The 18,013-nt window shown below is 73.3% G+C and carries 17 protein-coding genes; 6 read left to right on the top strand and 11 right to left on the bottom strand.

Translation table 11 applies throughout. The features are described from left to right. Positions 1–60: 60 nt before the first annotated feature. The 3 genes from cobG to B7R87_RS27810 all read left to right on the top strand — a co-directional run bounded on the left by cobG (position 61) and on the right by B7R87_RS27810 (position 3,568). Positions 61–1,380, top strand: a complete 1,320-nt coding sequence (gene cobG / locus B7R87_RS27820) for a precorrin-3B synthase (protein ID WP_187144601.1) — start codon at positions 61–63, stop codon at positions 1,378–1,380. A 62-nt stretch (positions 1,381–1,442) separates the two neighbouring features. Beyond that, entirely contained in the window at positions 1,443–2,075 is a 633-nt protein-coding gene (locus tag B7R87_RS27815) for a precorrin-8X methylmutase (protein ID WP_006345694.1), read from the top strand. Next, positions 2,072–3,568, top strand: a complete 1,497-nt coding sequence (locus B7R87_RS27810; protein WP_006345695.1) for a precorrin-2 C(20)-methyltransferase — start codon at positions 2,072–2,074, stop codon at positions 3,566–3,568. The genes B7R87_RS27815 and B7R87_RS27810 overlap by 4 nt, the downstream gene beginning before the upstream one ends. 541 nt (positions 3,569–4,109) lie before the next feature. On the opposite strand, the gene B7R87_RS27805 is transcribed toward B7R87_RS27810, so the two are convergent. From B7R87_RS27805 to B7R87_RS27795, 3 genes are all read right to left on the bottom strand, one after another. Continuing rightward, entirely contained in the window at positions 4,110–4,898 is a 789-nt protein-coding gene (locus tag B7R87_RS27805; RefSeq protein WP_130584705.1) for a cobalt-precorrin-6A reductase, read from the bottom strand. 68 nt (positions 4,899–4,966) lie between these two features. Next, positions 4,967–5,716, bottom strand: coding sequence for a precorrin-4 C(11)-methyltransferase (gene cobM / locus B7R87_RS27800; protein ID WP_006345697.1), 750 nt, complete (start codon positions 5,714–5,716; stop codon positions 4,967–4,969). Continuing rightward, a complete protein-coding gene (locus B7R87_RS27795) occupies positions 5,713–7,131 on the bottom strand; it encodes a bifunctional cobalt-precorrin-7 (C(5))-methyltransferase/cobalt-precorrin-6B (C(15))-methyltransferase (protein ID WP_006345698.1) in 1,419 nt (472 codons plus the stop codon). The genes cobM and B7R87_RS27795 overlap by 4 nt, the downstream gene beginning before the upstream one ends. 222 nt (positions 7,132–7,353) lie before the next feature. Here B7R87_RS27795 and B7R87_RS27790 point away from each other — a divergent pair, with 222 nt between their 5' ends. Then, complete coding sequence (locus B7R87_RS27790; protein WP_130584704.1) at positions 7,354–8,376, top strand: SPFH domain-containing protein; 1,023 nt, start codon at positions 7,354–7,356, stop codon at positions 8,374–8,376. Further along, positions 8,373–9,281 carry a hypothetical protein gene (locus tag B7R87_RS27785; protein ID WP_006345700.1) on the top strand — a complete coding sequence of 303 codons (909 nt, stop codon included), beginning with the start codon at positions 8,373–8,375 and terminating at the stop codon, positions 9,279–9,281. The genes B7R87_RS27790 and B7R87_RS27785 overlap by 4 nt, the downstream gene beginning before the upstream one ends. Before the next feature lie 59 nt (positions 9,282–9,340). Here B7R87_RS27785 and B7R87_RS27780 read toward each other — a convergent pair whose 3' ends face one another. From B7R87_RS27780 to B7R87_RS27745, 8 genes are all read right to left on the bottom strand, one after another. After that, entirely contained in the window at positions 9,341–10,180 is an 840-nt protein-coding gene (locus B7R87_RS27780) for an enoyl-CoA hydratase/isomerase family protein (protein ID WP_006345701.1), read from the bottom strand. Continuing rightward, on the bottom strand, positions 10,177–11,277 hold the full coding sequence (locus tag B7R87_RS27775; RefSeq protein ID WP_006345702.1) for a cytochrome P450: 1,101 nt from the start codon (positions 11,275–11,277) through the stop codon (positions 10,177–10,179). Before B7R87_RS27775 ends, B7R87_RS27780 begins: the two co-directional genes overlap by 4 nt. Before the next feature lie 246 nt (positions 11,278–11,523). Next, positions 11,524–12,879, bottom strand: a complete 1,356-nt coding sequence (locus B7R87_RS27770; RefSeq protein ID WP_006345703.1) for a cytochrome P450 family protein — start codon at positions 12,877–12,879, stop codon at positions 11,524–11,526. A gap of 10 nt (positions 12,880–12,889) precedes the next feature. Next, the gene (locus B7R87_RS27765) at positions 12,890–13,450 is read right to left on the bottom strand and encodes a GTP-binding protein (RefSeq protein ID WP_006345704.1); all 561 of its coding nucleotides are present in this window, start codon (positions 13,448–13,450) and stop codon (positions 12,890–12,892) included. A 3-nt stretch (positions 13,451–13,453) separates the two neighbouring features. Beyond that, positions 13,454–13,837, bottom strand: a complete 384-nt coding sequence (locus B7R87_RS27760) for a DUF742 domain-containing protein (RefSeq protein ID WP_006345705.1) — start codon at positions 13,835–13,837, stop codon at positions 13,454–13,456. Beyond that, a complete protein-coding gene (locus B7R87_RS27755) occupies positions 13,830–14,669 on the bottom strand; it encodes a roadblock/LC7 domain-containing protein (RefSeq protein ID WP_006345706.1) in 840 nt (279 codons plus the stop codon). Before B7R87_RS27755 ends, B7R87_RS27760 begins: the two co-directional genes overlap by 8 nt. Beyond that, entirely contained in the window at positions 14,666–15,847 is a 1,182-nt protein-coding gene (locus tag B7R87_RS27750) for an ATP-binding protein (RefSeq protein ID WP_233168947.1), read from the bottom strand. The genes B7R87_RS27755 and B7R87_RS27750 overlap by 4 nt, the downstream gene beginning before the upstream one ends. A gap of 195 nt (positions 15,848–16,042) precedes the next feature. After that, positions 16,043–17,092: an AraC-like ligand-binding domain-containing protein gene (locus tag B7R87_RS27745; protein WP_006345708.1), complete on the bottom strand. Its 1,050-nt coding sequence runs from the start codon at positions 17,090–17,092 to the stop codon at positions 16,043–16,045. A gap of 490 nt (positions 17,093–17,582) precedes the next feature. Between B7R87_RS27745 and B7R87_RS27740 the strand changes: the two genes are divergently transcribed. Continuing rightward, on the top strand, positions 17,583–17,918 hold the full coding sequence (locus tag B7R87_RS27740) for a hypothetical protein (protein ID WP_006345709.1): 336 nt from the start codon (positions 17,583–17,585) through the stop codon (positions 17,916–17,918). The last annotated feature ends 95 nt before the right edge of the window (positions 17,919–18,013 follow it).

Raw genomic sequence — 18,013 nt, 5'->3', positions numbered from 1 at the left:
GGAGCATAGTAAGGGCCACGGCCGGAAAGGGTGGAGGGTGCATCCGGTGTGATGGTCGGTATGCTCGCCGCCATGTCCACGGCCCCCCTCCCTCCGTCGTCCCAGGCCACAGCGGTCGCACGGGACCGGGGCGACGCCTGCCCGGGGACCCTGAGGCTGCACGAGGCGGACGACGGGGCGCTGGCCCGGGTCCGGGTGCCCGGCGGTGTGCTGACCGCCGCACAGGCCGGTGCGCTGCTGGACGCGGCGCGGCGGCTGGGCGACGGTGCGCTCCATCTGACCTCGCGGGGCAATGTGCAGTTGCGGGGGCTGCGCGGCGGCTGCGGTACGGAGCTGGCGGCGGCGCTGGACACCGCCGGGCTGCTGCCGTCGCCGGAGCACGAGCGGGTCCGCAATGTCGTCGCCTCGCCGCTGTCCGGTCTGGACGGCCGGGGCGTACGGGATGTGCGGCCCTGGCTGACGGCCCTGGACGCGGCGGTGTGCGCGAGCCCGGCGGCGCGGGCGCTGTCGGGCCGGTTCCTGTTCGCGCTCGACGACGGGCGCGGGGACACGGCGGCGCTGGGCGCCGATGTGACGGTACGGGCCGTAGCCGGGGCCGCCGGGGAGGCGCTGCTCGCCGTGGGCGGGGCGGACGAGGCGCTGCGGATCGCGGGAGACGAGGCACCGCGGGCGGCACTGCTCACTGCAGAAGCGTTCCTGCAGTGGGTACGGGAGTCCGGGGCCCGGGTCTGGCGCATCGCCGAACTCGACCTGGCGCCGGGCGAGTTGCTGCGGCGGGTCCGCGGCACCCTGGCGGACCACGGCATCGGCTCCGTACCCGAACCGCTGCCCCGGGACCTGTCCGGACCCGGGGCGCCCGTCCCCGGGATCTCCGGGTCCGCGCTCTGCGTCCAGGCCCCGCTGGGCCTGCTGACGGCCGGGCAGTGGCAGGAGGCGACGGAGATCGCCGCGGGCACGTCCGCGGGCGAACTCCGGCTCACCCCCTGGCGCGGACTCGTCGTCCCCGTACCGGGACTGAGCGCGGCGGAGGCAGCGGCCGCGCTCGCCCGGCTCGCCCGTACCGGTCTCGCCGCCGACCCGGCCTCGCCCTGGCTGCGGACCGGCGCCTGCATCGGCCGCCCGGGCTGCGCCAAGTCGCGGTCCGACGTCCGGGCGGACGCGGTCCGCGGTCTGGCCGCCGCCGGGCGCTCCCCCCTGCCGCTGTACTGGTCCGGCTGCGAACGCCGCTGCGGCCGCCCGCCGGGAGACCGGATCGACCTGGTGGCCGCCCCCGGCGGCGGTTACCGGCTCACCGGCAGCACCGCGGGACTTCCGCCGCGCACCGCCGTCCTGGCCGACCCCGACCAGCTCGCCGCCGCACTGGCGGCGATCACCCCATGAGCCGTACGACCGCCGTACTGCGACCATCTGCGAACCCGACCGAGAGCAGCGAGAAGAACACCGTGACCAGCTACGACTACGAGAAGGACGGGGCGGAGATCTACCGCCGGTCCTTCGCCACCATTCGCGCGGAGACGGACCTCGCGGCCCTGCCCGCCGACGTCAGCCGGGTCGCGGTCCGGATGATCCACGCCTGCGGCATGGTCGACCTGGTGCGCGACCTCGCCCACTCCCCCGGTGTGGTCGCCCGCGCCCGGGAGGCCCTGCACGCCGGTGCGCCGATCTTCTGCGATGTGCAGATGGTCGCCAGCGGGGTGACCCGCAAGCGGCTGCCCGCGGACAACGACGTCCTGTGCACCCTCGGCGATCCGGCCGTGCCCGCCCTGGCGGCGAAGCTCGGCACCACCCGCAGCGCCGCGGCCATGGAGCTGTGGCGCGACCGGCTGGAGGGATCCGTGGTCGCCGTCGGCAATGCGCCGACCGCGCTCTTCCGTCTGCTGGAGATGATCGACGAGGGCGCGCCCCGCCCGGCCGCCGTCATCGGCGTGCCCGTCGGCTTCATCGGCGCGGCCGAGTCCAAGGACGCCCTGGCCGCGCACCCGTCCGGGCTGGAGCACCTGGTCGTCCGGGGCCGTCGCGGTGGCAGCGCCATGGCCGCCGCGGCGCTCAACGCGATCGCGAGTGAGGACGAATGAGCGGCAAGCTGTACGGGGTGGGGCTCGGCCCCGGCGACCCGTCCCTGATGACCGTCCGGGCCGTACAGGCCATCGCGGAGGCGCAGGTGATCGCCTATCACAGCGCCCGGCACGGCCGGTCCATCGCCCGTTCCATCGCGGCGGAGCACATCCGGGCGGACCACGTCGAGGAGGCCCTGGTCTATCCGCTCACCACCGAGACCACCGACCATCCCGGCGGCTACCGGGGTGCGATGGAGGACTTCTACGCCGAGGCGTCGGCCCGGCTCGCGGAGCATCTGGACGCGGGCCGTACGGTCGCGGTGCTCGCGGAGGGCGATCCGCTGTTCTACGGCTCCTACATGCATATGCACAAGCGGCTGGCCGACCGCTACGACACCGAGGTGATCCCCGGGGTGACCTCGGTATCGGCGGCGGCGGCCCGGCTGGGCACCCCGCTCGCGGAGGCCGAGGAGGTGCTGACGATCCTGCCGGGCACCCTGCCCGAGGAGGAGCTGACGGCCCGTCTCGCCGCCACCGACGCGGCCGTGGTGATGAAGCTGGGGCGGACCTTCCCCAAGGTCCGCCGGGCCCTGGAGAGGTCGGGGCGGCTGCCCGAGGCCCGTTACGCGGAACGGGTCACCATGGCCGGGGAGCGGCTGGCCGCTCTCTCCGAGGTGGCGGAGGAGTCGGTTCCGTACTTCTCGGTGGCGGTCGTGCCGAGCCGGATCGGCACCGGGGCGGCCGAGCGGGAACCGGAAGGACCCGGTGAGGTCGTCGTGGTCGGCACCGGTCCGGCGGGCCCGCTCTGGCTGACGCCGGAGACCCGCGGCGCCCTCGCCGCGGCCGACGACCTGGTCGGCTACACCACCTATCTGGACCGGGTGCCGGTCCGCCCCGGCCAGCGGCGCCACGGCTCCGACAACCGGGTCGAGGCGGAGCGCGCGGAGTTCGCGCTGCAACTGGCCCGGCAGGGCAGGCGGGTGGCCGTCGTCTCCGGCGGCGACCCCGGGGTCTTCGCGATGGCCACGGCCGTGCTGGAGGTGGCGTCCGCGGAGGAGTACACCGAGGTGCCGGTACGGGTACTGCCCGGGGTGACCGCGGCCAACGCCGCCGCCGCCCGGGCGGGCGCCCCGCTGGGCCACGACTATGCGACGGTCTCCCTCTCGGACCGGCTCAAGCCCTGGGAGGTCATCGCCGGCCGGCTGCGCGCGGCCGCGGCCGCGGATCTGGTGCTGGCGCTGTACAACCCCGGTTCCCGGAGCCGGAACTGGCAGGTGGGCAAGGCGCGGGAACTGCTGCTTGAGCACCGGGCCCCGGACACCCCGGTCGTCGTGGCCCGGGACGTGGGCGGCGAGGGTGAGCGGGTGCGGATCGTGAGGCTGGCGGATCTGGACCCGGCCGAGGTCGACATGCGGACGATCCTGCTGGTCGGCTCCTCGCAGACGCAGGTGGTACGGCGCGGCGACGGCGAGGAAGTCGTATGGACGCCGCGCCGCTATCCGGAGGAGTAGCCGGGCGGTTCCGGGGTCCCGGGCGGGTCCCGAAGTCCCGGGCGGGTCCCGGGCTCGGCGGTGCCGGTCCCGGAGTCCCGCGCTTCCGGGCCGGTTCCGGAGCCGTCGCAGGCTTCCGCGCGAGTCCGCGGGCCTGTCGCGGGCTTCCGCGCGGGTCCCGGAGTCCCGCGCTTCCGAGCCGATCCCGGAACCGTCGCGGGCTTCCGCGCAAATCCCGAGCCTGTCGCGGGCTTCCGCGCAGGTCCCGGGCTCCCGCGCTTCCGGGCCGGTTCCGGAGCCGTCGCAGGCTTCCGCGCGAGTCCGCGGGCCTGTCGCGGGCTTCCGCGCGGGTCCCGGAGTCCCGCGCTTCCGAGCCGGTCGCGGAGACCCGGGCGGCGGTCCCGGGCCCGGTGCGTGGTTCGCGCCGGGCCCGGGCCGTACGGGCCGTGCCCGCGTGGCCCTGCGGCCGTGCCGGGCGGACCCCCGGAGGGGAGAATTGCGGCGCGCGGCGCGGCAGTCGGTGCGGGCAACGGCCCCGCGGTGGGGCCCGCGCCCCGGACGCTCAGCGCCCCGGCCCGCCGGGGCGCGGTCGGCGCCCGTACTCCTCCCCGACCCACCGGGCCGCCTCCTCGGGACCGGCCACCACGGGCACCGCTCCGGGCACCGGGGGTCTGCGGACCACCACGACCGGCAGCCCGGCCTCCCGTGCGGCCGTCAGCTTGGGCGCGGTCGCCGCTCCCCCGCTGTCCTTGGTGACCACCACGTCGATCCGGTGGCGGCGCAGCACGTCCCGCTCCCCGTCGAGGGTGAACGGGCCCCGGTCGAGCAGTACGGCCGAGTGCGAAGGCCGCGGCCCCTCGGGCGGGTCGACCGAGCGGACGAGAAACCACAGGTCGTCCGGGACGTGCGGTCCGGTGAAGGCCGCGAGGCCGGTCCGGCCGGTGGTCAGGAAGATACGGCGGCCGAGTCCCGGCAGCAGCGCCGCGGCCTCCTCCAGGGACCCCGCCTCGTGCCAGTCGTCGCCGTCGCCCGCTTCCCAGCCGGGGCGGCGCAGGGCGAGCAGCGGCACCCGGGCACCGGCGGCGGCGCGGGCCGCGTTGAAGCTGATCGTCCCGGCGAACGGGTGCGTGGCGTCGACGAGGGCGTCGACCGCGTGGGTACGGAGCCAGTCGGCGAGCCCGTCGGCCCCGCCGAAACCACCGATCCGCACCGCACCGGGCGGCAGCCGGGGCGCGGCCACCCGCCCGGCCAGCGAGTTCGTCACGCGCAGCCCGGGCATCCCGCGGGTCTCCGCCAGCAGTTCGGCCAGCCTGCGGGCCTCGGTGGTGCCGCCCAGGATCAGCACGTGCACGACAGACCCGTTCCCGACATTCAGGTTTCCTTCCCGGGGCGAGGTGTGAACAGCGGGACCGCGGGGGTTCAGCAGCTGTGCCGTTCCCGCTCCGGCGAGTAGAGGTGGCTGTCGCGGAACTGCTCCGCGCCCAGCGTCCGGCCCACCATGATCACGGCCGTCCGCAGCACCCCCGCCTCCTTCACCTTCCCGGCGATCTCGTCGAGCGTGCCGCGGATGATCAGCTCGTCCGGCCGGGAGGCGTAGGCGACCACGGCGGCCGGGCAGTCGGCACCGTAGTGCGGCAGCAGCTCCGCCACCACCCGGTCCGCGTACCGTGCGGCCAGATGCAGCACGATCAGGGCGCCGCTGCGGCCGAGGGTGGCGAGGTCCTCGCCCTCCGGCATGGGCGTGGCCTGCTGGGAGATACGGGTGAGGACGACGGTCTGGCCGACCGTCGGGACGGTCAGCTCCCGCTTCAGCGCCGCGGCGGCGGCGGCGAAGGCCGGAACGCCGGGCACGACTTCGTACGGAATGCCCGCCGCGTCGAGCCGCCGCATCTGCTCGGCTACCGCGCTGAACACGGACGGGTCGCCGGAGTGCAGCCGGGCCACGTCGTGCCCCGCCTCGTGGGCGCGGACGAACTCGGCGGTGATCGCGTCCAGGTCGAGCTGCGCGGTGTCGACCAGCCTGGCGTCCGGCGGGCATTCGGCCAGCAGTTCGCGGGGCACCAGGCTCCCGGCGTACAGACAGACCTGGCAGGCGGCGAGCGTCCGGGCACCGCGCACCGTGATCAGATCGGCGGCGCCGGGCCCGGCGCCGATGAAGTACACGGTCATATCTCTGCTCCTGCCGTTCCTGCCGCTCCCGCGGTGACTGCCGTCTCCGGCGCTGCTGCCGTACTGCCTGTTCCGGCCGAGGATCCGGGCTCGTCGGAGGCCCCTGAGCCACCCGGGGCCGCGGCCCCGGCCCCGGTCTTGTCGGCGGGACGGGAGGTCTTCTCCACCGCCCACTGGGTCACCGGCATCGCCTGCCGCCAGCCGGTGAAACCGCCGACCGGCACCGCGCGCGCCGTCGCCAGCCGCACCAGCTCGCCGCCGTGGCGGCGGTGGGCGGCGGCCAGCAGTGCCTCGGACTCCAGGGTCACCGTGTTGGCCACCAGCCGTCCGCCGGGCGGCAGCGCCTCCCAGCAGGCCTCCAGCAGTCCGGGGGCGGTGAGTCCGCCGCCGATGAACACCGCGTCCGGCCGGGGCAGTCCGGCGAGGGCACCGGGCGCCGTGCCGGTCACCACCCGCAGCCCGGGGACGCCCAGCCGTTCGGCGTTGCGGACGATGCGCTCGGCGCGCACCGGATCGCGTTCGACGGTGACGGCCCGGCAGGACGGATGGGTCCGCAGCCACTCCACGGCGATGGAGCCGGAGCCGCCGCCGACGTCCCACAGCAGTTCGCCGGGGGCCGGGGCCAGCACGCCGAGGGTGACGGCCCGGATGTGCCGCTTGGTGAGCTGGCCGTCGTGTTCGTACGCCTCGTCCGGCAGGCCGGGTACCGCGCCGAGGCGCAGGGCGTCCGGGGCGCGGCGGCATGCGACGGCGACGATGTTCAGCGGGTCGCCCGGCGGGGCCTCGGCCGGCCAGTCGTCGGCGGTCACCGCATCGGTCGTCCGCTCCCCGGGGCCGCCGAGGCGTTCCAGGACCCGCATCGGGCTCGGCCCGAAACCGCGGTCCCGCAGCAGGGCGGCGACCTCTCCGGGGGTGGCGGCGCCCGCGCTCAGCACCAGCAGCCGGCGGCCGTGGTGCAGGGCGGCCGCGATCCGGGCCGTGGGACGGCCCACGACCGTGACGACCTCGATGTCCTCGGCGGGCCAGCCGAGGCGGGCGCAGGCGTACGAGACGGAGGAGGGGTGCGGCAGGATCCGGGCGGCTCCGGCGCCGAGGACTTCGGTGACGGCGCGTCCGATGCCGTAGAACATGGGGTCGCCGCTGGCCAGTACGGCGATCCGGCGGCCGGAGTGGGCGGCGAGCAGCCGGGGTACGGCGGGCCGGAGCGGCGACGGCCAGGGGATCCGCTCCCCCGCGCACTCCGGCGGCAGCAGTCCGAGCTGGCGCGGACCGCCGATGAGGACCTCCGCGTCGAGCAGCTCCGCCCGGTGGGCGCCGGGGACGCCGTCCCAGCCGTCGGCGCCGATGCCGACGACGGTCACGGCCGCGGTCGCGACCGTGGCGGCGGCGGTCGATGGGGGTGGGGCGGGGGTCACTGCGCGGCACCTCGGAGTCCGTACGGGCATCGGGGAGGCACTCTACGGGGCTCCGACCTGCGCGATACCGCTCGGGTACGGGATCCCGGGCCCCGGTGCCCGCGTTCGCGCGGCGGGTCCGGTGGACTCGGCCCGCGAGTCCGCAGCCACGCCCCCATCTCGTCACCTTGACGAATACCGAAGGGGAGCTTAATGTCAAGAGGACGAAAAGGGGGTTCCCGTATGGCCGACATCACCCGGCGACTCGGCTGGCGCCATCTGCGCTCCGCGCCCACCTCGCACATCCGGCACCACCGCGGCGGCAGGCTCGTCCACGACGGCCCGGGTCTCGGCTTCTGGTACCGGGCCCTGTCCGCCGCGCTCGAAGAGATCCCGGTCGGAGACCGCGAGGAGTCCATGGCGTTCCACGCCAGGACCGCCGACTTCCAGGACGTGACCGTCCAGGCCACCGTCGTCTACCGGATCGGTGATCCGGCCGTCGCGGCCGAGCGGCTGGACTTCTCCGTCGACCCGGACACGGGCGTCTGGCGCGGCGCCCCGCTGGAGCAGCTCTCCACCCTGCTCTCCGAGACCGCCCAGCAGCACGCTCTCGACGTGCTCTCCCGTACCCCGCTCGCCGCCGCCCTGGTCGACGGGGTGTCCGCGGTACGGGAGCGGATGGCGGCCGGGCTCGCCGCCGAATCCCGGCTGGCGGAGACCGGGCTGACGGTGGTGGGGGTGCGGGTGATCGCGATCCGCCCGGAGCCGGAGGTCGAGCGCGCGCTGCGCACCCCGGCCCGCGAACGCATCCAGCAGGAGGCCGACCGGGCCACGTACGAACGCCGGGCCGTGGCCGTCGAGCGGGAGCGCACCATCGCCGAGAACGAACTGGCGAGCCGGATCGAACTGGCCCGCCAGGAAGAGCGTCTGGTGGAGCAGCGGGGCGCCAACGCCCGCCGGGAGGCCGAGGAGCAGGCGGCCGCCGATGCGGTACGGGCGGAGGCCGAGGCGGCGCGCACGGTACGGCTCGCCGGGGCGGAGGCGGCGGCCCTGCGGGAGGTCGGCGAGGCCCGGGCGGCGGCCGAGGCGGCCCGGCTGCGGGCGCACGGCGGGGCCGACCCGGCGGCGCTGCGGGCGCTGACCGCCGCCCGGCTGGCGGAGAACCTGCCGCGGATCGACAGTCTGACCGTCGCGCCGGATGTGCTGACGGGTCTGCTGGCGAGGCTGGGCCGGGACGGCGGCGACGGGCGGGAGGCCGGGGCGTGAGCCTGGCCCCGCGGGCGGTCCTGGTCCACCGGACCACGGAGTACGAGGAGTTGCTGGCCCGGCACGGCACGGCGGGGCAGGCGGGCTTCTTCCTCTCCTCCCGGGGCCGGAGCCTCGCCGAGGTCGCCGAACGGCACGAGACGGCCCGGCGGGCGCTGGCCCGGACGGCCGCGGGGATTCCGCTGAACTGGCGCCGGGCGCGGGTGGAGCGGGGGCAGCTCGACCGTTTCCTCTTCGGCCCCGAGGACGTGGTCGTGGTGGTCGGCGCGGACGGTCTGGTGGCCAACACCGCGAAGTATCTGACCGGTCAGCCCGTGGTCGGCGTCGACCCCGAACCGGGCCGGGGCCTCGGAGTGCTGGTGCGCCACGGCTCCGGGGACACGGCGGCACTGCTGGCGTCGGCGGTCTCCGGCCGGGCGGTGTGCGAGGAGCTGAGCATGGTGGAGGCGGTCACCGACGACGGCCAGCGGCTCTGCGCGCTCAACGAGATCTACCTCGGCGCACCGGGCCATCAGACGGCCCGCTACCGTCTGGGCACCCCGGAACGGGGGCGGGAGCCCGGCCCCGAGGAGGTCCAGGCGTCCTCCGGTGTGCTCGTCGGTACGGGGACGGGGGCGACCGGCTGGCTGCGTTCGCTGTGGCGGGAGCGCGGCGGGGGGACGGCCCTCCCGGCCCCGACGGACCCCCGGCTGATCTGGTACGTCCGGGAGGCGTGGCCGTCGCCCGCCACCGGCACCTCCCTGATCGAGGGCGCCCTGGCCCACGGCGAACGGCTCCGGCTCACGGTGGAGTCGGACCGTCTGGTCGCGTTCGGGGACGGTGTCGAGAGCGACGCCCTGGAACTGACCTGGGGCCAGACGGTCCGGCTGGGCCTCGCCGGGCTGAAGCTGCGTCTGCTGGTCTGAGGCTCGGGTGGGCGCCGGGCGGCGGGAGCGGGATGCCCCCACCACCCGGCGTACCCGTGCTACTGCCGCAGCTGAGCGGCCATGAGATGGGCGTCCAGCAGTCCGATATCGGCCGTCCGGTCCGCCCTCGCGTACCCGGCGAACATCCGCTTGGTCAGCGTGAGGGCCTCCGCGGAGCGGCGGGAGATGGGGCGGGTCCAGGCGGCGACGGCGGCGTCCAGTCCGTCGTACGGGGCGACCTTGTGCAGCAGACCGAGCTCCCGCGCGGTCCCGGCGTCGAAGGCCTCGCTGGTGAGCATGAGTTCACGGATCCGGGCCGCGCCCGCCTCCGAGATCAGCCGGCCCAGGACGCCGCCCCAGGCCGGTGGCATGCCCAGCCCGAGTTCGGGCAGCCGGAACCGGGTGGTGTCCGCAGCCACGCGCAGATCGCAGAACGAGGCGAGGGCGAGCCCCTGGCCGACGACCCTGCCGTGCAGACGCGCGATCGTCACGGCATGGCTGTTCTCCAGCGCCTGGCAGAGCCGGTGTCCGCGGTCCAGGATGCGGCGCAGGGACGTTCCGGTGGGATCCGTGTCCAGGGCGTCCTGGTACTCCCGGCGGTCCCCGCCGAGGCTGAAGTCGTCACCCGACGACGACAGGACGACGGCGCGGACAGCTGGCCGCTCGTGGAGGGTGTCGAAGAGGGTGACGAGACGGTCGAGCGCGGCCACTCCGAGGATGCTCTCGCCGCCCCCGGGGTTGAGGTCCACGCGGAGCACCGGTCCGTCCTCCGAAACGGCCGGCAGGGGGAGGGGCGCCGGATCACCCGGCGGTTGGGGCACCGGGCCGGATACCGGTTCGGGCGGCGGGCCGGATACCGGGTCCGCCATCGGGTGGGGCGTACGGCTGATGGTCGTCATACGAGGGCGACATCCAGATTCAGCAGGCGCCGGAACGCCACCCTCGGCGCCCAGGTCGGGCGGCGGGCGAGGGCGAGACGGGGCAGGCGCTGGGTGAGTTGGCGGAGTACGGTCTGGGCTTCGAGACGGGCCAGCGGTGCTCCCAGGCAGTAGTGGATGCCGCCCCCGAAGGCGAGATGGCCGCCCGGCTTGCGCAGCGGGTCGAACCGGTGCGGGTCCCCGTGCTTCGCGGCGTCGCGGTTGGCCGTCGCGAGCATCAGATGGACCACCTCGTCCCGGCGCATCTCGACGCCCCCGAGGGACATGTCGTCACGGGCGACCCGGGTGACCACCGGGGTCGGCGGGTCGTAGCGGAGGGTCTCCTCGACGAAGCCGGGCGCCAAGTCGGGCTCGGCCGCTATTCGCTCCCACCACTCGGGGTGTTCGAGCAGCAGCCGGACCGTGGTGGACAGCAGGGAGGAGGTGGTCTCCAGGGCGGCGAGGAAGACGGACAGCGTCAGGTAGTAGACCGCTTCGTCGGAGCGGTCGGGGTCGGGCTCCGTTTCGTCCCAGGCGGCAATCCACCGGGAGACGGGGTCGTCCCCGGGGCGGGCCCGCCGCTCCCGGACCAGATTCCGGAAGTAGGACCGCAGCTCGGGAGTCGCCGCGTCGGACAGCGCCAGCTGGCGTGCGGACGGCAGCAGTTCCTGGGTGAAGACCTGGTCGTGGGTGAGCTCGCGCAGCCGCGCCAGATCGGCGGTGGGCAGACCGAGCCACGCACCGATGGTGCGGACCGGCAACTCCTCGCAGACCAGGTCGACCAGATCGGCCTCACCGCCGCCGTACACCCGGTCGGCGACGGAGTCGAGCAGTCCGCCGGTCACAGTCTCGACCGTCTCGCCGATCCGGCCGATTGTGGTGCGGTCGAAGGAACCGAAGACGCGGCGCATCCGCGTGTGGTCCGGTGGGTTGAGCACCAGCAGGGTGTAGCCCATCTCGGTGGACGAGGGCGTGTCCCAGCGGGTTCCACCGCCTTGGCGGCGACGCCAGCGACGGTCGGGTTCCAGCCATGCGCGGTCGCGTAGCACTTCGTCGCAGAGATCGAACCCGGTGATCATGTGACCACCCCACGGAGCTGGGAAAACGGGCCCCAGCGAACCGAGATCCGTGTAGATCGGATATGGGTTGCTCTGCCCCTTCGCGGTCCGTAGTCGGGAGAAAAGTGTGACGGCGGTACGGCGGCTGACCGGAGAAGGAGGGCAGGCCTTCACGGTGACGGATCCTTTCTGCAGGGTCAGCCGCCATAAGTACCCATGCCGTCCAAATTCCATCCGTCAGCAAGGGACTACAAAACGTTACTTACGTCACTCGCCCCTCGTCCACGCCAAGAAACGGCTGAAAAGGCCCGCCTTTGGCTGCTGCTGACGGGCCGTCCCCTGTGCGGTTCCGGACCGGTGCGGGGCCGCGTGCGGACGGGGCACGGCGTGCGCGGGCTCGGTCCGCGGCGGAACGGCGGCCCGCGGGGTGAAGCGGATCGGAAGTCCCAGCAGGGTACGGGTCCAGGGCGACGACGCCCAGTTCAGATCCTTGAACGGAACGCGCATCTCGACATCGGGCAGCCCGTTCAGCAGCGACTCGACCGCGGCGACCGTGATCATGAACGCCGGGTCCTTCGCGGGGCACGTGTGCGGGCCCGCGCCGAAGGCCAGATGGGCCTTCGCGCTGAGCTGCTCCCGGTGCACGGTCAGCCGCGGATCGGTGTTGGCCGCCGCGAAGGAGATCGTGATCGGGTCGTTGGCCCGGATGGTCCGGTTGCCGATTTCGACGTCGTGGACCGGGAAGTGCGTCGCGTAGTTGGCGATCGGGGCGTAGTTCCACAGGGTGTGGGAGACCGCGTCCTCGACCGGCAGGCCGGCCTGCCAGGACTCGCCCAGATAGAGCGCGGTGCTGGTGCCGATGGCGGCGGCCAGCGGAGCCGTACCGCCGGACAGCAGCACCACCAGCTGGTGCAGCACTTCCTCGTCGGTCAGCCGGGCGGGGTGGTTCATCAGCCGGGTGGTGAGGTCCTCACCGGGGTGGCGCCGCTTGAGGTCGATCAGCTCGGTGATCGCGCCGCCGAGGATGTGGTCGGCGTTCGGGGTGCCGCTGAAGATTCCGGTGACCCCGGAGATGACCCGGTCGCCGATCTCGGGCGGGCAGCCGAACAGGTCGCTGAAGACCAGCAGGGGCAGCGGCTGTGCGTAGTCGGCCATCAGCTCGGCCTGGCCCTCGGGCGCGGAGCCGAACTGCCCGATCAGATAGGCGGCGGACTGCTGGGTCTGGCGGACGAGCTGGAGCTCGTTGACCGTGGCCAGACTGTCCGTCACGGCCTGGCGCAGCCGGGCGTGGGCCGCTCCGTCGGTGAACAGCGTGTTGGGGCGGTACGCCATCATCGGCACCGCGGGGCTGTCCTCGGGCAGCCGCCCTTCGTGGACGGCGTTCCAGCGGCGGGAGTCCCGGACGAAGGTGGCCGGGTTCTGGAGGATGTACAGGGCGGCGTCGTAGCTCGTGACCAGCTCGACCTGGACGTCCGGGGCGATGTCGACGGGGGCACTGGGCCCGAAGGCGCGCAGGGAGGCGTAGTGGCCCTCGGGGTCGGAGCCGAAGGCGGGCCCGTAGAGCGGGACGTTGCCGTGCGCGGGGCAGCCGGCGGGTATCCCGGATTCGGGGTGCTGCTGCATGCCGAGTCTCCTAGTCGAGAAGTGAGAGTAGGTGGTTCACGAGGGTGATGAGGGCCTGGGCGGACGAGCGCTGGTCCCGGACGTCGCAGGCGACGACGGGGGTGTCCGCGCTGAGGTTCAGGGCCTCGCGCACCTCTTCCATCGGATAGGCCGGGTGGGTCTGGAAGTGGTTGACGCCGATCGCGTACGTCAGTCCGAAACTCTCCACGAGGTCCAGGACCGGGAAGGACTCGGAGAGCCGTTCGGGGTCGACGAGGACGAGCGCGCCCAGGGCTCCCCGGGACAGCTCCTCCCACATCTCCTTGAAGCGCTCCTGTCCGGGGGTCCCGAAGAGGTAGAGCACCACCTGGTCGCTGAGGGTGAGCCGGCCGAAGTCCATGGCGACGGTGGTGGTCGTCTTGTCGGGGGTGCTCGACAGATCGTCGAAGCCCTCGCTGGCCTCGGTGATCTCTTCCTCGGTCTGGAGGGGCTCGATTTCGGAGATGCTGCCGATGCAGGTGGTCTTGCCGACCCCGAAGTGTCCCACCACAAGGATCTTCACCGCGGTGGAGACGCCTGGATCCAGGTACACGTATCACGCTCCGAATCGGGATTTCAGGCCATCGAGCACGGCGCTGAGCAGTTCTCTGTCGACACGTTCGGCGCTCGGGACCGGCTGCCTCACCAGGATGAGACCGTCGTCCTCCAGCTGCGCCAGCAGGATGCGCACGATGCCGAGCGGCAGATGGGTATGGCCCGCCACCTCGGCGACGGACAGGAAGCCCTCGGCGACCAGGTCCATCACGATGCGCGCTTCCGGGGACAGGGTCCGTACCGCGGTCGCGGCGCCGGGCTGGGCGCAGATCAGGGTGGTGCGTTCGTACTCGTGGTCCGGCGGCAGGTTCCAGCCGTTGGTGATGACGAAGAGGGGGACCAGTGAGGACGTCAGTTCCAGCTCGTGTTCCGGATCGTCATGCATCGGCGCCCCCCGCCCGTACCGGCTCGGCGTTCAGCCGTGGCGCCACGGCGTGCAGCCGGGTGCTGAACTCCTCGATATCGGCGTCCCGGTCGGCCGCCGCGGCGAGGAAGGTGCCGTTCCCGGCGGCGATCAGGAAGATCCACCCGTGTTCGAACTCGATGACGGTCTGCCGCCATTCGGCATCCGGCAGATCCCCGGCGAAGGGGGCCGTGACCCGGCTGTAGGCGTTGATGCCGGTCATCGCGGCGGAGATGGTGTCCGCCAGATCCCGGCCGAGACCGGAGGTCGCTCCGCGGGGCAGTCCGTCGGCGCCGAGCAGGACGGCGTGCCGGGCGCCGTGCACATCGGCGACGGCCTCGTCGAGGGCGGTCAGCGTGAATCCGCCGGGGAAGGCGTCCGTCTGCCGGTCGCGGACCGGGCCACCGGCGCCCGCGCGGCCGGCTTCGACCCGGGGCGGCGAGGTGAGGTTGTCGCCGAGCCGGGCGACGAGCCGGTGCATCCGGAAGGAGATCTGCTGCATATCGACCTCGGGCGCCGCGGCGGCGGCCAGATAGGCCCCCTGGCCCGCACCGATCAGGAAGATCCACCCGTGGGAGAACTCGATGATCGTCTGGCTCCACCGCCGGTCGTCGGCATCGCCCGCGAAATGGGCGATGGCCCGGCTGAGCGACTGCATCCCCGCCATGGCCGCGGAGATGGTGCGTACGTCCTTCGCCGGCAGCCCCTCGGTGGCCCCTCGGGGCAGACCGTCGGCCGACAGCAGGACGGCGTGCCGCGCCTTGGGCACGTTACGAACGATGTCCTCCAGCATCCACGACAGATCAGAGGTCATGTGTCTTCCGCCCCTTCGAACGCCGGGGTGTCGAGGTTGCGGCCGGATATGGTGCCGCGCTGGAAGGCGCCCAGGCTGCGGCCGGTGGCGCGGGCGGCCTCGTCGGAGCTGCGGGGCGCGGGCCGGACGGCGTCGCGCGACCCGGCGTCCCCAAGCGGCTTCTTGCGGGCGCCGCGCTTGGGCAGCCCGTGCACGGTGCGGCCGCCGTTCTGGGTCCGGCCCTCGGCCTGCCGGATGTCCATCACGGGGGCCTCGGTCACCGGAGGCGTCTCCTCCATCGTCCAGAGCTCCTCCGGGAGCAGGACGACGGCGCGGACGCCGCCGTAGCGGGAGATTCCGGTGACGTCGACCTTGAACCCGTACTGACGGGCCAGCAGGCCGATCACGGGGAAACCGAACTTGGGCTGGTTGCCCAGGTGCGACAGGCGCGGGCGGATGTCGCCGGACAGCAGCGAGGTCGCCTTCTGCCGTTCCTCGTCGTTCATGCTGACGCCCGCGTCGTCGATGACGATGCAGAGGTTGCTCTGGATGTGCTGGAACGTCACTTCAATGGGAGCGTCGCTCTGCGAGAAGCTCGCCGCGTTGTCGAGGAGTTCGGCGACGGCGAGGGCGACGGGCGATACCGCCGAGGCCTTCAGCGCGAATCCGGTCTGCTGCATGATCTCGACGCGCCGGAAGTTGCGGATCTGCCCCTGCGCGCTGCGCACCACGTCGTAAACGCTGGCGGGGCGGCTGCGGCGGCCGATCGGCGCACCGCACATCACGGCGATGCCCTGTGCCTTGCGGGCCATCTGGGCATTGGCGTGGTTCACTTCGAGGAGATCGCCGAGTACGGAATGGCCACCGTACTTCCGCTGAACCTCCTCAAGCAGTGCCATCTGCTCCGCCGCCAGGGACTGGAGAAAGCGGGCCGCGCCCTTCAGCACCGCTTTGGTACTGTCCTCGGAAGACTCCTCGGCTTCCCGGACCGTGGTGTCGTGCTCGTCATGGAGCCGTCGCAGCTCGGCCTGCGCTACCGCCAGTTGGCTCTCGGCCGTCCGTATCTGCTGCCCCAGGGCGGCCTCGGACTCACGTTTTCTCACTCCCAGGGCTCTGTTGCGGCCGATGAGCAGCACGACCGCGGCGATGGCTATCGCCGCCACGGCGACCAGGCACCACGTAAGTGCGTCTTGATTCACGACAAACCTTTCCCGACGCATGACCTGAACACATTGACGGAAGCACCTCTATGAGGGTCCGCAACCCGGCCGCCTGGCGTCCGCGTCAACTACGCAGCATTCGGCCCGAGTTGTGAGATTCATGATCGCGGATTCGGGCATGCTATCACCGTGGCCACACCCCAGGGGACCTGCCCTTTTACCCCCTGATTACCATCAATGCGGCGTGTCCGGGGGAATCTCTCTCAAGCCCTGGCCATACGGGCAAGTCGCTCCGGGGCCCGGCTGCCCGCCGTGCGGCGCCGCCGTCTGCCGGGCCTGCTGACGGTAGGCACGGGGACTCATGCCGTAGGCGGCCTTGAAGGTCCGGCTGAAGGCCGTGTTGCTGGTGAAGCCCCAGCGCGCGGCGATGGCGTGGATCGGCCGGGGCCCGCGGGCGGAGACGAGTTCGGCGCGGCAGCGTTCCAGGCGACGCCGCCGGATCCGGGCGGCCACCCCCTCCTCCTGGGTGCGGAAGAGACCGTAGAGACCGCTGAGGGACATATGGTGCCGGGCCGCGATGGTCTGCGGAGTGAGGTCGGGATCGTCGAGATGGTTCTCGATGAACGCGTGGATCTGCCGGAGCGCCACCTCCTCCTTGGTCTCCACGGGAAGCGCGTCCCCGATGTCGAGTTGCTGCGCCAGCAGCGCCGAGGCGAGGACCACCGCGCTGCGCTCCAGCGCCTCCACCTCCCGCGGGGAGCAGTCGGCCGCGTGGTGCCGCAGGGAGCCGAGGAAGTTCCCCAGAATGGCGCCGATGCCGTACCGGGCGGGGAAACCACCGGCGAGCAGTGCGTCCAGACGGCCCGCGGGCAGACTCACCGCCGTCCGCGGAATGCTCATCAGCAGCACCCGGCTCCCTTCCGGGGAGGTGGTTCCGGCACTGTAGGGGTGGGAGGTGTCGAAGAGGACTCCGTCGCCCGGTCCCAGCCCGGCGTGATTGCGGCCCTGCTGGACGCGCATCCCCCCGCCGGTGACCAGACCGAGGAAGTAGTGCCCGGGGTCGCTGCGCCGGATGTGCTGCGCTGTCCGCCAGGACTCCTGGGCCCCGAAATCGTGGTACGCGACGGAGACCCGGCCCAGTTCCAGCACCCCGGTCCGGGCGTGGAAGGTCGCCGGATCCAGCAGTGCCATCCGGTGCGGGGCGACCGTACGGCTGATCATGTCGTTGAACCACTCGGCCTTGTCCGCCGTTGCGACGGTGTCATGGGACACCCAGGACCACATGACGGCCCTCCTCCTTCCCGGCACCCGGCACCACCGGGCACCTTCAGACCGGACATTGTTCACCAGCCCGGCCGACCGCACCGGTCATGGGCCGGGGCACCGGTCCGGCCCGCGGCGGGCCCGGCGTACCCTACTCGGCGGCCCGCGGGGCCGGGGCCGCGGGGAAGGGTGGGGTCGATGGCGGGGAAGGGGCGGATGGACCGCGGGGCGTCACTGGGGTGAACCATTGCCTGCGCTTGGGGAGACAGCGCCGACGCGCCTGGCCACACTTGCTGCATCCCGTGGTTCAGGGCCGCTCGGGGGACGGCCACCGCCCTACCCTCCGCGCGTTCGCGCGCCGGTGAGAGACCGGCAGTCCGTTTCCGACACCGAAACGGAAGAAACGTTTCAGCACACCGGTACCCGCCGTTCCATCCCACGGCGGGTGCGCGGCGCGTGCGACCGGCCCGGCCTCCGTACCAGTACGGCATTCGCCAACTGAAGGAGAGTCATGCCCTTACGCAAGTCCGTCTCCGCGCTCGGCGCCGCCGCCCTCGCCCTCGGCGGGCTGACCGCCCTGGGTGCCCCGGCCGCTGCGGCGGCCCCCGCTCCGACGACCGTACGCCCGCTCATCTCCTGCACCCCGGAGAACGTCGACGGCTATACGGGCCGGACCGCCTGCACCAATCTGGGCACCGTCTCGTCGTACCGCGTCCGGGTGACCTGTAGACGGACCAACGGCACCCTGTTCACGATCTACGGGGTCTGGAGGGTCGCCGGCTGGTCGGTGGCCACCTGCTCCACCACCGGCGCCGCGACCGTCTGGAGCGTCGGCACCGACTACTGACGGGAGCGACGGCCCGTCACCGGCACACCCCGCCCGGGGTGCGGCACAGCCGCGTTCCGGCCTGCCCCTCCCGTCCCGTGGCGGGAGGTAAAGGC

It is taken from the genome of Streptomyces tsukubensis, assembly GCF_003932715.1.
Lineage (GTDB): Bacteria > Actinomycetota > Actinomycetes > Streptomycetales > Streptomycetaceae > Streptomyces > Streptomyces tsukubensis.
This window is presented reverse-complemented; position numbering and strand designations above follow the sequence as displayed.

What these genes read in the sequence shown, in the direction of transcription:
- B7R87_RS27760 (WP_006345705.1), bottom strand. Translation starts at nt 13,837, where the DNA reads ATGCATGACGATCCGGAACACGAGCTGGAACTGACGTCCTCACTGGTC.
- cobG (WP_187144601.1), top strand. Translation starts at nt 61, where the DNA reads ATGCTCGCCGCCATGTCCACGGCCCCCCTCCCTCCGTCGTCCCAGGCC.
- B7R87_RS27775 (WP_006345702.1), bottom strand. Translation starts at nt 11,277, where the DNA reads ATGATCACCGGGTTCGATCTCTGCGACGAAGTGCTACGCGACCGCGCA.
- B7R87_RS27790 (WP_130584704.1), top strand. Translation starts at nt 7,354, where the DNA reads ATGGCCGACATCACCCGGCGACTCGGCTGGCGCCATCTGCGCTCCGCG.
- B7R87_RS27770 (WP_006345703.1), bottom strand. Translation starts at nt 12,879, where the DNA reads ATGCAGCAGCACCCCGAATCCGGGATACCCGCCGGCTGCCCCGCGCAC.
- B7R87_RS27740 (WP_006345709.1), top strand. Translation starts at nt 17,583, where the DNA reads ATGCCCTTACGCAAGTCCGTCTCCGCGCTCGGCGCCGCCGCCCTCGCC.
- B7R87_RS27810 (WP_006345695.1), top strand. Translation starts at nt 2,072, where the DNA reads ATGAGCGGCAAGCTGTACGGGGTGGGGCTCGGCCCCGGCGACCCGTCC.
- B7R87_RS27780 (WP_006345701.1), bottom strand. Translation starts at nt 10,180, where the DNA reads ATGACGACCATCAGCCGTACGCCCCACCCGATGGCGGACCCGGTATCC.
- B7R87_RS27755 (WP_006345706.1), bottom strand. Translation starts at nt 14,669, where the DNA reads ATGACCTCTGATCTGTCGTGGATGCTGGAGGACATCGTTCGTAACGTG.
- B7R87_RS27745 (WP_006345708.1), bottom strand. Translation starts at nt 17,092, where the DNA reads ATGTGGTCCTGGGTGTCCCATGACACCGTCGCAACGGCGGACAAGGCC.
- cobM (WP_006345697.1), bottom strand. Translation starts at nt 5,716, where the DNA reads ATGACCGTGTACTTCATCGGCGCCGGGCCCGGCGCCGCCGATCTGATC.